Origin of the sequence: Marinobacter salexigens (assembly GCF_018860765.1) — a bacterium.
Lineage (GTDB): Bacteria > Pseudomonadota > Gammaproteobacteria > Pseudomonadales > Oleiphilaceae > Marinobacter > Marinobacter salexigens_A.
In genome coordinates, this window is sequence record NZ_JAHKPV010000021.1 from 445,474 (window position 1) to 460,548 (window position 15,075).

The window sequence follows — 15,075 nt, forward strand, 5'->3', positions numbered from 1 at the left end:
TCTCGCACAGGGTACGTCAAAAATACATTTCAGGCTCCAGAAGCGACGCAACTCGCTCCTGAAGCTCTGGAATCACCTCGTGTTCAAACCAAGGATTCCGACGCAGCCAAAGGTTGTTACGCGGGCTCGGGTGAGGCATAGCCAGTACATCTGGCCAGTATTGTCGCCAGTTCTGGACATTTTCAGTAACGGACTTTTTCGCTCCTGAGAGATGCCAGGCATGAGCATACTGGCCAATCACCAGAGTCAGCCCTACATTGGGTAGTCGCTGCAGCAAAGCGTTACGCCAAGTCGGGGCACACTCCGGCCGGGGCGGCAAATCACCGGACTTTCCCGTGCCCGGGTAGCAAAAACCCATAGGCAAAATGGCCAGCTTTTGGTCATCATAAAACGCCTCTCGTGTTATACCCATCCATTGCCGAAGGCGGTCTCCACTGGGGTCATTGAATGGCAACCCGGTTTCATGAACACGCCTACCCGGTGCCTGACCCACCACCAGAATACGGGATTCCGGCGATAGCTGCACCACTGGCCTGGGTCCATACGGCAAAGCCTCCGCACAAATCGTGCAAGCTCGCACCTGTTGAACAAGTTCTTCAAAAGATAGCTTTTCAAGGGTCTGCGTCATAGGCTCCGCGTCATCCGGGCAATTGCAACAAAAATGTTTTCCCGTAACCATATAGCTCGAAATTCAATGCAGCAAGCCGGTGCCGGTCTCCGGAACATCTGCAAAATCAGGAATGAACAATGAACGCAAAAGTTGATGAACTTTCCTTGCCAGAGATTGATGTTGAAGAGTTCCGAAAGGTTGTTCGCAGCCGCAGGTCTGTTCGGCGTTTCACAGATGAGCCCATCCCGGATGCCGTACTTGAAGACTGCTTGGAGCTGGCCACGTTGGCACCGAACTCCAGCAATCTGCAGCCTTGGGAGTTCTATGTGGTAAAAACACCGGAGCTGCGGGGCAAGCTCGCAGAAGCCTGCCTTGGCCAGAATGCCGCCACTACCGCACCGGTATTAATCGCGATTGTTGCACGCCCAGATACGTGGCGCAGACATGCCCAACTGGCGTTGGACGAGTGGCCAAAAGATGAAAAACTGCCTCCTATCGTTGAGAAGTACTATAAAAAAATCGCACCCCTTCACTACAATCAGGGACCGTTCGGGCTTTTGGGCGCGGCCAAAAAGACCGCAGGGCTGGCTGTGGGCCTAGCTCGCCCAGTTCCCCGCGGGCCTTATTCAGTGAATGAAATGAAGGTGTGGGCAACCAAATCCACCGCTCTGGCCGCACAAAACCTCATGCTGGCCTTGCGTGCGCACGGTTACGACTCCTGCCCCATGGAAGGAATGGACGAATGTCGAGTAAAGAAACTGTTGAACCTGCCCTCCAAAGGGCTGGTAACCATGGTATTGGCGGCTGGCCGTCGCGCCGAAAACGGCGTTTATAATAGCCAGTACAGATTCGATCAGAAAACTCTGGTTCACTACCTGTAAGAAGTCTGTAAGCACTCGGCCCCTGATTAACAGGGGCTGCTAGCACCGAAAACACTGGCGCCCTCTTCCGGCGTGCTCACCGCGCGCCGCATCCAGCCAAACAGTTCTCTGCCGTAACCTTGATGGTACCTAGACAAATCTGGCTTAGCTGGCGCGCGCTTTGCAAACTCCGCCTCATCCATCACGATCGATAAAACGCCCTTATCGGCATCCAGACAGATCAAATCGCCATCCTGAACCCTTGCAAGTGGACCACCGTCAAGTGCTTCGGGATACACATGAATCGCCGCCGGAACCTTGCCTGAAGCGCCAGACATACGGCCATCGGTTACCAAACCAACTTTGTATCCGCGGTCCTGCAACACACCAAGATAGGGTGTCAGCTTGTGCAGCTCAGGCATGCCGTTTGATCTTGGGCCTTGAAAACGCACAATAACAACGCAGTCCATATCAAGGGCTCCAGCCTCAAACGCAGCTTTTAACTCGTTTTGATCATTGAATATGACGGCGGGTGCTTCAACTCGATGGTGCTCTGGCGCAACCGCAGATACCTTGATGACACCTCGCCCCAGATTGCCGTCCAACAACTTTAGGCCACCGTCCCTAGAAAACGGTTCTGTAGCGCTGCTGAGCACATCCGGGCGCAAGCTCTCCCTGAGCGCAGGCTTCCAAACCAGCTTGCCAGATTCAAGCTCTGGCATTTGGGTATATCGCTCAAGACCATGCCCGACAACCGTCTCGACATCGTTATGCAAAAACCCCTTTTCAAGCAGCTCACGAATCAGGAATGGTGTGCCACCTGCCTCATGGAACGCATTTATATCTTCTTCGCCGTTGGGGTAGATTCGGGTCATGGAGGGCACAACGGAGGACAGGTCGGCGTAATCAGACCAATCAATAATGATGCCTGCGGCGCGGGCGATCGCAACCCAGTGCAACGTATGGTTGGTTGATCCCCCGGTTACCAGAAGCGCAACCAGTGCGTTGACGATGCTTTTTTCATTCACCATATCACCAAGACCAAGTTCCCCACCTTGGGGCTTGGACAATCGAATAACCTGCTCTGTCGCTGCTCGGGTCAGTTGTTCTCTCAGTGGTGTGTTCGGATGGATAAACGCGGCGCCCGGCAAGTGCAAGCCCATAACTTCCACCAGAAGCTGGTTACTGTTTGCTGTGCCATAGAATGTACAAGTGCCCGGGCTGTGATAGGACCGGCTCTCAGCCTCTAGTAACTCGTCTTTGCCAATTTTTCCCTCTGCATACAATTGCCGGATACGTTGCTTTTCCTTATTGGGCAGGCCCGACGGCATAGGGCCTGCAGGTACCAGAATACTAGGTAAATAGCCAAAACTAAGCGCGCCAACCAACAACCCCGGAACAATCTTGTCACAAATGCCCAATAGCAGTGTGGCATCGAACATGTTGTGACTCAGTGCCACCGCTGTGCTCATGGCAATGGTGTCCCTCGAAAACAGACTGAGCTCCATCCCCGGCTGTCCCTGAGTCACCCCGTCACACATAGCGGGCGTGCCTCCGGCAAACTGTGCCACGGACCCCATTCCGTGGGCCGCGTCGCGGATAACGTCCGGAAACGCCGCATAAGGCTGGTGTGCCGAGAGCATGTCGTTATAGGCAGAAACCATGGCCACATTGGCCTTGTTCATCAGCTTCAGGGTGTCTTTGTCGCTCTGCCCACAGGCCGCAAAACCGTGGGCGAGATTACCGCAGGAAAGTGTGCTCCGATGGGGAGAACGAGCTTTTAGCTCACTCATACGTTCAAGGTAATCCTGCCGAGGTGCACGGCTGCGGTCGATGATTCTTTGCGTTACTGCTTGGACAGTCGGGTGCATGGTGGAGCTCCAGTCTCAAAACTTATGCAATTACGATAAATACTCCGTAATTTTACCTTCTTTTTTTCGCCAAACATCGGCTCAATGTTCATATTCGATCATTATTTTGCTATATTTACTACACAACAAACAAAACTCGAACAAAAACATCTAAATCAGGACTCAGACTATGACAATTCGTATCGCGATCAATGGTTTTGGGCGGATTGGCCGCAACATTCTTCGGGCACTTTATGAAAACAACTACCGAGACAAACTTCAGGTCATCGCCATCAATGACCTTGGAGATGCAGAAACCAACGCCCACCTACTCAAATATGACAGTGTACACGGGCGGTTTAATGCTGAAGTCAGCCACGATGCGGAATCCATCATCGTAAACGGCGACCGAATTGCCATTACTGCCACCCGCAACCCGGAAGAGCTGCCTTGGAGCGACCTGAATATTGACGTTGTCTTCGAGTGCACAGGACTCTTCACCAAGCGCGCTAAAGCAGAAGCCCACCTAAAGGCCGGAGCCCGAAAAGTCATAATCTCTGCACCAAGTCCCGATGCCGATGCCATGGTCGTCTATGGTGTTAACCACGATGTTCTTACAGCGAAGCACACTATTATTTCGAGTGCCTCCTGCACAACTAATTGCCTTGCACCGGTTGCTGAAGCCCTTCACACGGCCATTGGTATCGAAAGTGGTTTAATGACGACAATACATTCATACACCAACGATCAGAATTTGAGCGACGTCTATCACTCTGACCTTTACCGCGCACGTTCTGCAACTCAATCGATGATCCCGACTCAAACCGGCGCTGCAGCAGCAATTGGCAAAATTATCCCCGAGCTTTCGGGAAAGCTTGACGGGCTGGCAGTTCGGGTACCAACTATTAACGTATCTTTGGTTGATTTCGGCTTTATCGCAAGTAGAGAAACATCGGTAGAAGAGGTTAATGCAGCGGTAAAAGCTGCCGCAGAATCGAATCCGGTGCTGGGCTACAACCTTGAGAAATTGGTTAGTATTGATTTCAATCACAATGCACTCTCTAGTATTTTCGACGCCAACCACACTCGCGTGCTGGGCTGTCATGTAAAAGTCATGGCCTGGTACGATAATGAGTGGGGTTTCTCAAACCGAATGCTGGACAACGCTCTCGCGCTGATGAAGGCTAGCCAATAGAACCGATCAACCCGCAATCGCCCGCACACGCGGGCGACATTAACCCGAACAGCAAAGGGACACGAAATATGCTCAGGCGTACCAAGATTGTCGCCACCCTCGGCCCCGCCACAGACACACCTGAATCGCTGACTGCCATCATCCGCGCCGGAGTAGATGTTACCCGGTTAAACTTTTCCCACGGCAGTGCTGACGAACACTTAGAGCGCGCCAGGCAAGTGCGCAAGGCAGCCGCAGCACAGGGGCGGTTCGTGGCTATACTTGCCGACCTGCAGGGCCCAAAGCTACGCATTGCACGCTTTGCGGACAACAAAGTCACCCTGAAAACAGGGCAAACCTTCATTCTCGATGCCTCAATGGACAAAGAGGCGGGTACGGAAGAACGTGTAGGCATCGACTATGAACAGCTGATTAACGATGTAAAGCCGGGCGACATTCTTGTTCTGGACGACGGTCGTATCGAAATGGAAGTGCAGTCGGTTGACAGTCACAGCATCACATCTTCGGTTCTGATTGGCGGCCCCCTCTCCAATAATAAAGGCCTCAATAAGCGTGGTGGCGGGCTTTCCGCCGATGCGTTAACCGAAAAAGACAAGCAGGATATCGTAACGGCGGCACGCCTTGGGGCCGACTATGTGGCTGTTTCGTTTGTCCGCACGGCCGAAGATATGCACACCGCTCGCAGGCTGCTTAAAGAAGCCGGCTCTGATGCAGGCTTGGTTGCAAAAATCGAGCGTGCCGAACTAGCCCACGACGTGACAGCGCTGGATGCAGTTATCGAAGCATCCGACGTTGTGATGGTGGCCCGTGGCGACCTTGCCGTTGAGATCGGTGATGCGGAGCTTGTGGGTGTACAGAAGCATATTATTGCGCGAGCTCGGGTATTGGATCGCGCAGTGATTACTGCAACCCAGATGATGGAGTCTATGATCACCAGCCCAATGCCGACGCGAGCTGAAGTGTCCGATGTGGCAAACGCTGTTATGGACTACACAGATGCCGTTATGTTGTCAGCAGAAACAGCGGTTGGTGATTATCCGGTTGAAGCCGTAGAAGCAATGGTCCGTATATGTATTGGTGCAGAAAAGCACCCTACGATGCACCAATCGAACCATCGCATACACGAAAGCATGGAACACGTAGATGAGGCCATTGCTTTGTCCGCTATGTATGCAGCCAATCACTTAGACGGTGTCACGGCGATTATTTGTATGACGGAAACAGGCGCAACGCCCAGACTTATGTCCCGAATCAAATCTAGCCTACCGATCTTCGCGTACTCTCGGCACCATTCTACGCAGCATCGCGTTGTGATGTATCGCGGCGTTCAAACGGTCCCCTTTGATTCCGCAAAGATACCGAACGAGAGAACCAATGCGCTGGCTATTTCCGAACTGGTAAACAGGCAAGCCGTAAGCAAAGGCGATTTAGTGGTCATCACCAAGGGCGACTATGTAAATGCACAAGGCGGAACAAACACAATGAAGATTGTGCGGGTTGGCTCTGATATCAGCTGATATCACGCAAACTACCCAACGCAATCTCGGTAATCTTAGCCCAGTCTTTCGCTGCAACAGCATCGTCAGGGGTCAGCCAACTGCCCCCTACGGTTTGCACGTTGTTCAAATCGAGATACCCTCTGGCGGTGTCGCGGCGAATGCCACCGGTCGGGCAAAAGGCTGCATCCGGAAAAGGGCCACTAAAGGCCTTCAACGCAGGAACGCCTCCGGCTACCTCTGCTGGAAAAAACTTAAACTCGCGATAGCCCAAACCATAGCCCAGCATTAGTTCGGAAGCCGTAGACACTCCGGGTAGAAGCGCCGCTTCCGAGGTCAACGCAAAATCAAGCAGCGCTTTGGTAACGCCGGGGGTGACGATAAATTGTGCACCAGCAGCCTCCGCCTGACGATACTGGGCAATGCAAGTAACCGTGCCAGCACCAACCCAGGCTTCTGGCAGAGCTTCTCTTACACTTTCTATCGCCCTAAGGCCGTGCTCCGTTCGCAAGGTTATTTCCATTACTCGAATACCGCCCTCGAAGAGCGCCTGACAAAGCGGGACGGCATCGTCAGGATGCTTGATCGTGATCACAGGCATTATCTGTGAAGCACCCAGAACAGATCTGATGCGCTCGCGGTGAAAGCCGGATACATGATTCATGATTCTCTCCACAGGGACTTAATAGGGCTAACTATGCTTTAGGGGCTCCAGTAAACTCGAAGGCCCGATTTAAGGAATCCACGAACCGGCATCTCGAGCACATCATTCGGTCTACTGCACGCACGCTTTAGTGTTTCTAGCTTGTCGTTACCCTTGAGGTGAAGTGCGATGAAACGAGCCTCCCGCATTAAGGCATAGGTAAGTGTAATGCGCTCGTGCGTCTGAGACGGCGGGGTCATGGCCGCCAACGCATCCCGGTTTTTAACATTCATGGCATGCGAAAGCTCGGGGGCGTCCGGAAATAACGATGCAGTGTGGCCGTCATTCCCCATCCCCAAAACCAGAACATCCAGTGGGCGCATTAGGTTGGTGAGTTCGGTTTCTGCGGCGCCCAAACTTTCCTCAGGCGTACTGCCTGATTGCTTGATAGATAAGAACTGTGCCACTGCGGCGTTACTCTGCAACAGATTTTCTTTTACCAACTTGGTATTACTGTCCTCATGGGTCTCATCCACCCAGCGTTCGTCGACAAGCAAAACGTCTACCCTGCCCCAATCGAGTGTCTTGCGGGACAATGCCTGAAAAAACGGCAAGGGCGTGGAGCCACCAGACACTGCAAGGCTCGCGCGTTCTGCACTATGAAGGCGGCCTCTCAGGAACTCGGCGACCGTGTCAGCAAGCTGCTGCGCAGCCTCCTGCGGCGTTTCTGAGAAGTGGGTCTCTATACCAGACGGCAAATCCAATTCAGGCGTCTTCATACCAACTCCTTCCATCACGGGTGATCATTGCTATGGACGCCACTGGCCCCCAGGTTCCTGCCGCGTATCGCTTAGGCGGATCACCACCATCACTCCAGTTTTGAATAATCCGGTCGACCCAATGCCAGGCATGTTCGACTTCGTCACGGCGCACGAACAGGTATTGGTTCCCCTTCATAATTTCCCAGAGTAGGCGTTCATAAGCGTCCGGGATTCGCTCGGATTCAAATGCTTCGGAGAAGGTAAGCTCCAATGGCCCCTGTCGTAGGCGCATGCCTTTGTGCAAACCTTGGTCCTTGGTGAGTATTTTTAATGACATACCCTCGTCCGGCTGCAATCTGATAATCAGCTTATTGTTCGCCAAGTGCTTCTGATCCGGATCAAAGATGTAATGGGGGGCGGGCTTGAAGTGGATAATAATCTGGGACAACTTTTCTGGGAGGCGCTTGCCGGTACGGATATAAAAAGGCACGCCTGACCAGCGCCAGTTGTCTATTTCCACCTTCAAGGCTACAAAGGTTTCTGTTTCGCTTCTTTTGTTGGCACCCTCTTCTTCCAGATACCCCGGAACCGGCTTTCCTGTACTGGTTCCTGCTGTGTATTGGCCCCGAACCACATAGGTTTCCATCATATCCGGCGTAATCCTACGCAGTGCTTTTAGCACTTTCACCTTTTCATCGCGGATACTATCTGCCGACAAGTCCGAGGGAGGGTCCATGGCAATCAGACATAAGAGCTGCAGCATATGGTTCTGGATCATGTCGCGAATCTGACCCGCTTTGTCGAAATAACCCCAGCGCCCTTCAATTCCCACGCTCTCGGCTACCGTTATTTCCACGTGAGATATATGGTTTTGATCCCATTGGGATGCGAACAAGTTATTGGCAAAACGTAACGCAATCAGATTCTGAACTGTTTCCTTACCCAAATAATGGTCAATTCGGAACAGCTGGCTTTCTTTATAAACCTCGCCTAATTCATCATTGATAACACGGGACGACTCCAAATCGTGTCCAATTGGCTTTTCGACAACAACCCGGGTTTTTTCGGTGCAGCAACTGGCAGAACGAAGGTTCCGGGCAATCACGCCGTACATGGCAGGCGGGCTTGCTAAATACACAATAAGTTCGCTGTTCTCCTCGTCCCTCCAGCTGTTCAACAATCCAAATCCAGCTTCATTATTGAAATCCAGAACCTGATATTCAACCCGCTGCAAGAAGGCTTCGACAACTGAAGGGTTAAATTCTTCAGGTTTAACGTACTGCTTTAGCCTTTCCCGCAGTTCCTTGCGCACCTCATCTGAGCTGAGTTCCCTGCGGGCAAGCCCCAGTATTCTGCTGCCATCGGCCAATAAACCAGCTCGTTCAAGTTGGTATAACGCGGGAAACAGCTTACGCTGCGCCAGATCACCCAGAGCACCAAACAACATGATGTCGCAGCGGGTTGCTATTTTATTGGCCATTGCACGCTTCTCTCCAGTGAGTCAGGCCACGTCTCTGGCCCGCACTCGATATTAAATGTAGTAATTTTATCCAAATAATGGCACTTGAGCTGAATTAATCCAAGGGCAAAACCGTCACATTGATACGTTTACTACCCAAAATACGTTAAAATCCCGCTATAATCATTGGACACTTAATAAAAGTTCCATCTAGATTCCAGGGAGTAGCTTTGATGGCCCCGAAACAGGCACATCGTGACGATAATCTGCTAGAGGATATTCAGGCTCGGCTGGACACTCTGAACAAATCGGAGCGTAAAGTCGCAGAGGCTATCCTGCGAGACCCAAGCGCAGCTACGCGTTACAGTATTGCTGCTCTGGCAAGAGCCTCAAATGTCAGCGAGCCCACCGTTAACCGGTTTTGCAGGGGCTTCTCGGCAACAGGCTTTCCGGATTTCAAGATTCGCCTCGCGCAGAGCATTGCCACCGGCACGCCCTATATCGGCCAAAACATTGAACCTGACGACACGGTTGCTGAGTTTGCAGACAAAATCATGCTAAGCACCATTGCTAATCTGGACAAAGCGCGCCAAGCGTTGGACCCCAATGCCTTGGCAACTGCAATCGACTATCTAATTCAGGCCAAACAAATCAATTTTTTTGGCATGGGCGGCTCCGCTTCTGTAGCACTGGATGCGCAGCATAAGTTTTTCCGTTTTAACATTCCCGTTATGTCTTACGATGACGCACTGATGCAAAGAATGGTAGCGGCAGGCGCGAGTGTTGGCGATGTCATCGTGATGATTTCTTACACCGGGCGAACCAAGGAGACCGTTGAAATTGCGCGCATTGCACGGGATAACGGAGCGACGGTTATTGGCATCACAACCCCAAACTCGCCACTCGCAGACGTTTGCACCACCGCCTTGGAAATTACGGCACCGGAGGACATCGAGGTGTATATGCCCATGTCGTCCCGAATCATTCATCTAACGGTCATCGATATTCTGGCTACAGGCGTTACGTTAAAGCGTGGCGCAGACTTTTTAAGCCACCTCAAAAAAATCAAAGACAGCCTAATGCCTACACGTATTCCGTCCGCTCCCGGTTGATAAATTTGTTGCCGTAGGTTATTCAGTGCAATAAAAAACCCGAACAAACATGTTGTTCGGGTTTTTTATTGCGCTTGCCTTAGATTAGGGGCGCGACACCTCAGCTGTGCTCCTTAGGAACTGCTGATAGGCGGCATACTCACGCTGACCTTCAAGCGATGCCAGAAAGCTTCGCAACTGGTCTAGATCACTATCGCCAGTTTCAGCATTGGTTTCCACATCACCCTCATTAACAGCATCAAGCGCAACCACTTCAATGCCATTATTCGTTATTGCAGAACCATAGCTCGGCTTGCCTTCGGCGGGGCGATTCAGAGAAAAGGCCGTCTGAATAACCCGCGGATCTACCCCAGAGGCATTGCGTGCCTGATCTTCAAACGACTCCCAATCACCAGAACCCAGAGAGTTCAATGATTCACCTTCCTCAAGACCCACAATAATTGCATCTGCACGCTCATTTAGCAGCTCTTCAGTCCTACGTGCCTCAAGAGTCCTGCGAATATCATCGCGCACATCTTCCAACGCAAGCTGCTGAGCTTCGCGATACTCACGAACACGGGCAACAACGGAAACACTATCACCAACATCTATCAGCTCGGTGTTGTAGCCACCCTCAAGCACATCGTCGGAGAACAGTTGGCGCACCAGTCCTGCGTGATCAAACGGCGCACGGCCGCCATCTTTGGTAATACCATTGGCCTCGCGAATTTCCAAACCTAGCTCTTTTGCCGGGCCAGCAAGATCGTCTGCCTCATATGCGGAATCGGCCAACTCTGCACGTACCTCAGCAAACTCTTTCGCAGCGCGCTCACGAGCAAGCTCCTCACGGAGCTTCTGCTCCAAGTCAGCCAACGGTGGCACTTCAGAGCGACGAACCTCATCCAGACGAATCAGGTGAACACCAAAGCTGGTTGATACCGGGTCAGACACCTGCCCTTCCTCAAGCGCAAATAAGGCTTCTTCAAAGGCTTCGTCGTAAACACCACGACCAGCAAACCCGAGGTCGCCGCCTTCTTTTGCAGACACAGTATCCACGGAGAATTCTTTTGCTAAATCCTCAAAGCTCTCTCCAGCTGTCAGGCGCTCTTGAATCGAGCTAATGGCCTGTTCTGCGTCACCCGCTTCCACCAAAATATGAGAGGCACGACGCTCTTCCCGGGCCAGATCGCCAGCACGCTGATCGTAGTATGCCTCAAGCTCATCCTGAGTGATCTCGATATTCTCTGCGAGGGAGCCCAAAGACAAAGTGATGTAGGCAGCATCAACCTGCTCCTGCTGTCTGAATGCCGAGCCGTTCTCTTGGTAAAACGCCTCGATGTCAGCATCTGTGACTTCCACGTCACCGGAAACAGCACTCGCGGGAACCTGAAGAACTCGGAAGCTCCGGGTCTGGTTCTGGATTCGTAGAAGCTGAGCGGCATTTTCGTCGGCGACGAGGCCGCTTTGCATGATACCTGCTCGAATCTGGTTGACCACATACTGTTTGCGCATGGCCTCCCGGAACTCGCCCACACCCATGCCTAAATTACGCACTGATGCGACAAAGCGATCGCGGTTGAATTGCCCGTCCACCTGAAATTGCGGCATTTGCGTAATCAGAGCATCAATATCCGCATCATTGAGTGAAAGGCCTTGTGCACTGGCATCCTGAATTAAAACCTGTTCCTGAATCAGCTGATCAAGAACGTCTTTACGAATCTGGTCTTCATTAAGCAAAGCAGGATCGGGACGCTCCATTTCGCCCAACCGGCGCTGGCTTTCCATCTGCACAACCCGCAAGAAATCCCGCTCGGTAATATCTTCACCGTTAACTGTTGCCACTTCCGGCTCGCCCGAAAAGCCGCCAACAATGGCGTCCATTCCCCAAATGGAGAGGGACACGACCAGTAGACCGATGATGATCTTGGCAATCGTTCCCTGGGAGTTTTCCCGTATATCTTGAAGCATGTTTCTCCCAAACCCCTATACCGATTAACTTAACGTAAAAAGGCGCACCCTGTAGGAATGCGCCTTGAATTCTTCTTGGCGGCTCCTTTTGGCTGGAGCCGCCGGAGAAAGAACCGTTACTTAACGGCGTCTTTCAGGGCCTTACCTGCTTTAAACCCGGGCACTTTGGAAGCCGCAATCTTGATCTCGGCACCCGTTTGCGGGTTACGGCCCGTGCGCGCAGCACGGTCTTTCACGGAGAAAGTACCAAAACCGATCAGAGTAACCTGATCGCCTTTTTTGAGGGCACCGGTAATAGAGTTGGTCATTGCGTCCAGAGCACGGCCAGCGGCGGCTTTGGAAATATCTGCTGATTCTGCAATTGCATCGATAAGTTCGGACTTGTTCACACTAAACCCCTTCGCTTTCAGGTTGAAGATGTTCTAGGTCGGATTGTTTTTTTCTCGGATGCTCTCGACTATCGCATAAGCGGTCGGAGAATTCCATTCTTCGGTTTTCTTATTCCTTTCGGCGTTCAACCGGTGTTCGGAATAGGCACATATGGCGCGGGAGCCCTTGGTATTGGCTGCTTCACGGCGAAACAGTTATACCAATGGGCTCTCCGGCATGTCAACAACTCATGTTGGGTTTAATGTGTATTTATGCGTTCTGCACTGTCACTTTCGTCGTCACGGGGCTTGCTTGACCCTGCTTCAGACGATGAGCTGTCCTTGCGCAGCTCGGGCGCATAGGCAAGCGCAATATCCAGCACTTCATCAATCCACTTGACCGGAATTATCTCGAGTGATTCTTTGATATTATCCGGTATCTCTTTGAGATCCCTAACATTTTCATCAGGTATCACAATCGTTTTGATACCGCCCCTATGAGCGGCAAGTAGCTTTTCCTTGAGCCCACCAATAGGCAGTACTCGTCCCCGGAGGGTGATCTCACCGGTCATCGCGACGTCTGCTCGAACCGGAATTTTAGTCAATGCAGAAACAAGCGCTGTACACATGCCAATACCGGCACTTGGGCCATCTTTTGGCGTAGCACCCTCAGGTACGTGCACATGAAGATCGTGTTTTTCGTGGAAATCGTCGGCGATACCCAGCCCCGGCGCTCGGCTTCTAACAACGGTAAGCGCGGTCTGGATAGACTCCTGCATCACGTCACCAAGCGAGCCTGTCTTAACCACTCTGCCCTTGCCCGGTGTAAGTGCGCACTCTATGGTCAGCAGCTCGCCTCCCACCTGAGTCCAAGCAAGACCCGTTACCTGCCCAATCTGGTTGGTTTCCTCCGCCAACCCGTAATTGAACTTGCGCACTCCGGAATAGTGCTCGAGCATGTCAGGCTCGATGGTGATGACGGCTTTCTCGTTGGCCTCCACATGCTCGCGCACTACTTTGCGGCATATCTTGGCAATTTCCCGCTCCAGACCACGCACACCGGCTTCGCGAGTGTAATAACGCACAATATCCCGCAACGCGGCTTCGCTCAGGGTGAGCTCATCTTTACGCAATCCATTGGCCTTGATCTGCTTCGGCAACAGATAACGCAACGCAATATTTACTTTTTCATCTTCGGTATAACCCGGGATCCGGATAATCTCCATGCGATCCAGCAGTGCTGCCGGGATGTCCATAGAGTTGGAAGTACACACGAACATAACGTCGGAAAGATCGTAATCCACTTCCAGATAGTGATCGTTGAACGTGTGATTTTGCTCAGGATCCAGAACCTCAAGTAATGCGGAGGCGGGATCACCCCGGTGGTCCATACCCATTTTGTCGATTTCGTCGAACAAAAATAGAGGGTTTTTCACACCGACTTTCGACAGCTTTTGCAACAGTTTACCCGGCAAGGCACCAATATAGGTTTTACGATGGCCGCGAATTTCGGCTTCATCGCGCACTCCGCCAAGAGCCATTCGCGTGTACTTGCGGTTTGTCGCTCTGGCAATAGACTGCCCAAGGGATGTTTTACCGACACCAGGAGGCCCTACAAGACACAGCACGGGGCCTTTCACTTTTTTGACACGACTCTGCACTGCGAGGTATTCAAGGATACGCTTCTTGACCTCATCAAGGCCGTAGTGATCCTGATCGAGAATCTCCCGTGCCTTCTCGATATCGTGGCGCACCCGACTGCGCTTTTTCCAGGGGACTGCCAGCATCCAATCGATATAGCCACGAACAACTGTAGCCTCTGCCGACATTGGCGACATCATCTTGAGCTTGTTCAGTTCAGATTCTGTCTTTTTGCGGGCTTCTTCGGGCAGACCAGCCTCTTCGAGCTTTTGCTCCAGCTCTTCAAAATCGTTATTACCTTCGCCAAGGTTACCCATCTCTTTCTGGATAGCCTTCATTTGCTCGTTCAGGTAATACTCACGCTGACTGCGTTCCATTTGCTTTTTTACTCGCCCACGGATGCGTTTCTCAACCTCAATAAGGTCGATCTCACCATCCAGTTTCCCGAGTAGAAGTTCAACACGGACATTAATATCCAGAGCTTCCAGAAGTTCCTGCTTTTCTGGAATGCGCATCTCAAGATGGGCAGCCATGGTATCGGCAAGACGTTCGAGCTCTTCGATTCCGGTCAGCGCGTTGGAGACTTCCGAAGGAACTTTTCGAGACAGCTTCACGTACTTTTCAAATTCGTCCGTAAGGGTCTTCATAAGCACATCTTCTTCGCGCTCAGGAAGGCTCTCTTCGTCCATCAGGGTAGCCCCGCCGGACAGGTATTCCGCTTCTGTTATATTACTGATCGCAGCCCGGGCATTACCCTCAACCAACACCTTAACGGTGCCGTCCGGGAGCCGAAGCATTTGCAGTACAGTTGCCAGCGTACCCATTTCAAAAACGTCACCCGGGCCAGGCTCATCCGTAGAGGCGTCTCGCTGGGCTACTAGAAGGATTTCCTTGCTTCCTTCCATCGCGGCTTCAAGAGCCTGAATGGATTTCTCGCGGCCCACAAACAGGGGGACCACCATGTGCGGAAACACCACCACATCCCGAAGCGGGAGTAGCGGGTATTCTTGCACGATATCTTGGGGTATCCGGGTCATAAGGAATCCTCTGAGGATGTTTCTTTCAGCATACCACCCTTCATTGGGGCGACCTCTGAAATTGCAATCTTTTTACCAAACGACACAACGTAAAGC

General features: G+C 52.1%; 12 protein-coding genes. 4 read left to right on the forward strand and 8 right to left on the reverse strand.

What is annotated here, in order from left to right; translation table 11 throughout:
* Nucleotides 1-16: 16 nt before the first annotated feature.
* On the reverse strand, nt 17-628 hold the full coding sequence (locus tag KO508_RS15685; RefSeq protein WP_216009232.1) for a uracil-DNA glycosylase family protein: 612 nt from the start codon (nt 626-628) through the stop codon (nt 17-19).
* A gap of 119 nt (nt 629-747) precedes the next feature.
* Between KO508_RS15685 and KO508_RS15690 the strand changes: the two genes are divergently transcribed.
* A complete protein-coding gene (locus tag KO508_RS15690) occupies nt 748-1,491 on the forward strand; it encodes a nitroreductase family protein (RefSeq protein WP_216009233.1) in 744 nt (247 codons plus the stop codon).
* A gap of 26 nt (nt 1,492-1,517) precedes the next feature.
* On the opposite strand, the gene edd is transcribed toward KO508_RS15690, so the two are convergent.
* Nucleotides 1,518-3,341, reverse strand: coding sequence for a phosphogluconate dehydratase (gene edd / locus KO508_RS15695; RefSeq protein WP_216009234.1), 1,824 nt, complete (start codon nt 3,339-3,341; stop codon nt 1,518-1,520).
* Between the two features lie 169 nt (nt 3,342-3,510).
* Between edd and gap the strand changes: the two genes are divergently transcribed.
* Both gap and pyk read left to right on the forward strand, forming a co-directional pair.
* Entirely contained in the window at nt 3,511-4,515 is a 1,005-nt protein-coding gene (gene gap, locus KO508_RS15700) for a type I glyceraldehyde-3-phosphate dehydrogenase (protein ID WP_216009235.1), read from the forward strand.
* Between the two features lie 68 nt (nt 4,516-4,583).
* Nucleotides 4,584-6,032, forward strand: coding sequence for a pyruvate kinase (gene pyk, locus KO508_RS15705; RefSeq protein WP_216009236.1), 1,449 nt, complete (start codon nt 4,584-4,586; stop codon nt 6,030-6,032).
* On the opposite strand, the gene KO508_RS15710 is transcribed toward pyk, so the two are convergent.
* Genes KO508_RS15710 through zwf form a run of 3 tightly spaced genes read right to left on the reverse strand, consistent with a single transcriptional unit; the run spans nt 6,025 to nt 8,895 of the window.
* Complete coding sequence (locus KO508_RS15710) at nt 6,025-6,675, reverse strand: bifunctional 4-hydroxy-2-oxoglutarate aldolase/2-dehydro-3-deoxy-phosphogluconate aldolase (protein ID WP_216009237.1); 651 nt, start codon at nt 6,673-6,675, stop codon at nt 6,025-6,027. The two genes, pyk and KO508_RS15710, sit on opposite strands and share 8 nt — an antisense overlap.
* Nucleotides 6,676-6,713: 38 nt before the next feature.
* Nucleotides 6,714-7,433, reverse strand: a complete 720-nt coding sequence (gene pgl / locus KO508_RS15715; RefSeq protein ID WP_216009238.1) for a 6-phosphogluconolactonase — start codon at nt 7,431-7,433, stop codon at nt 6,714-6,716.
* A complete protein-coding gene (gene zwf / locus KO508_RS15720; RefSeq protein WP_216009239.1) occupies nt 7,420-8,895 on the reverse strand; it encodes a glucose-6-phosphate dehydrogenase in 1,476 nt (491 codons plus the stop codon). The genes pgl and zwf overlap by 14 nt, the downstream gene beginning before the upstream one ends.
* Before the next feature lie 212 nt (nt 8,896-9,107).
* Between zwf and hexR the strand changes: the two genes are divergently transcribed.
* Nucleotides 9,108-9,986, forward strand: a complete 879-nt coding sequence (gene hexR, locus KO508_RS15725; protein ID WP_216009240.1) for a transcriptional regulator HexR — start codon at nt 9,108-9,110, stop codon at nt 9,984-9,986.
* Between the two features lie 84 nt (nt 9,987-10,070).
* On the opposite strand, the gene KO508_RS15730 is transcribed toward hexR, so the two are convergent.
* From KO508_RS15730 to lon, 3 genes are all read right to left on the reverse strand, one after another.
* A complete protein-coding gene (locus KO508_RS15730) occupies nt 10,071-11,933 on the reverse strand; it encodes a SurA N-terminal domain-containing protein (RefSeq protein ID WP_216009241.1) in 1,863 nt (620 codons plus the stop codon).
* Between the two features lie 116 nt (nt 11,934-12,049).
* Complete coding sequence (locus KO508_RS15735) at nt 12,050-12,322, reverse strand: HU family DNA-binding protein (RefSeq protein WP_044386154.1); 273 nt, start codon at nt 12,320-12,322, stop codon at nt 12,050-12,052.
* Nucleotides 12,323-12,561: 239 nt separating this feature from the next.
* Nucleotides 12,562-14,979: an endopeptidase La gene (gene lon, locus KO508_RS15740; RefSeq protein WP_216009242.1), complete on the reverse strand. Its 2,418-nt coding sequence runs from the start codon at nt 14,977-14,979 to the stop codon at nt 12,562-12,564.
* Between the last annotated feature and the right edge of the window lie 96 nt (nt 14,980-15,075).

Coding starts and splice junctions, on each gene's coding strand:
- KO508_RS15710 (WP_216009237.1), bottom strand. CDS start 6,675: ATGAATCATGTATCCGGCTTTCACCGCGAGCGCATCAGATCTGTTCTG.
- zwf (WP_216009239.1), bottom strand. CDS start 8,895: ATGGCCAATAAAATAGCAACCCGCTGCGACATCATGTTGTTTGGTGCT.
- gap (WP_216009235.1), top strand. CDS start 3,511: ATGACAATTCGTATCGCGATCAATGGTTTTGGGCGGATTGGCCGCAAC.
- lon (WP_216009242.1), bottom strand. CDS start 14,979: ATGACCCGGATACCCCAAGATATCGTGCAAGAATACCCGCTACTCCCG.
- hexR (WP_216009240.1), top strand. CDS start 9,108: ATGGCCCCGAAACAGGCACATCGTGACGATAATCTGCTAGAGGATATT.
- KO508_RS15690 (WP_216009233.1), top strand. CDS start 748: ATGAACGCAAAAGTTGATGAACTTTCCTTGCCAGAGATTGATGTTGAA.
- edd (WP_216009234.1), bottom strand. CDS start 3,341: ATGCACCCGACTGTCCAAGCAGTAACGCAAAGAATCATCGACCGCAGC.
- KO508_RS15730 (WP_216009241.1), bottom strand. CDS start 11,933: ATGCTTCAAGATATACGGGAAAACTCCCAGGGAACGATTGCCAAGATC.
- KO508_RS15685 (WP_216009232.1), bottom strand. CDS start 628: ATGACGCAGACCCTTGAAAAGCTATCTTTTGAAGAACTTGTTCAACAG.
- pyk (WP_216009236.1), top strand. CDS start 4,584: ATGCTCAGGCGTACCAAGATTGTCGCCACCCTCGGCCCCGCCACAGAC.
- pgl (WP_216009238.1), bottom strand. CDS start 7,433: ATGAAGACGCCTGAATTGGATTTGCCGTCTGGTATAGAGACCCACTTC.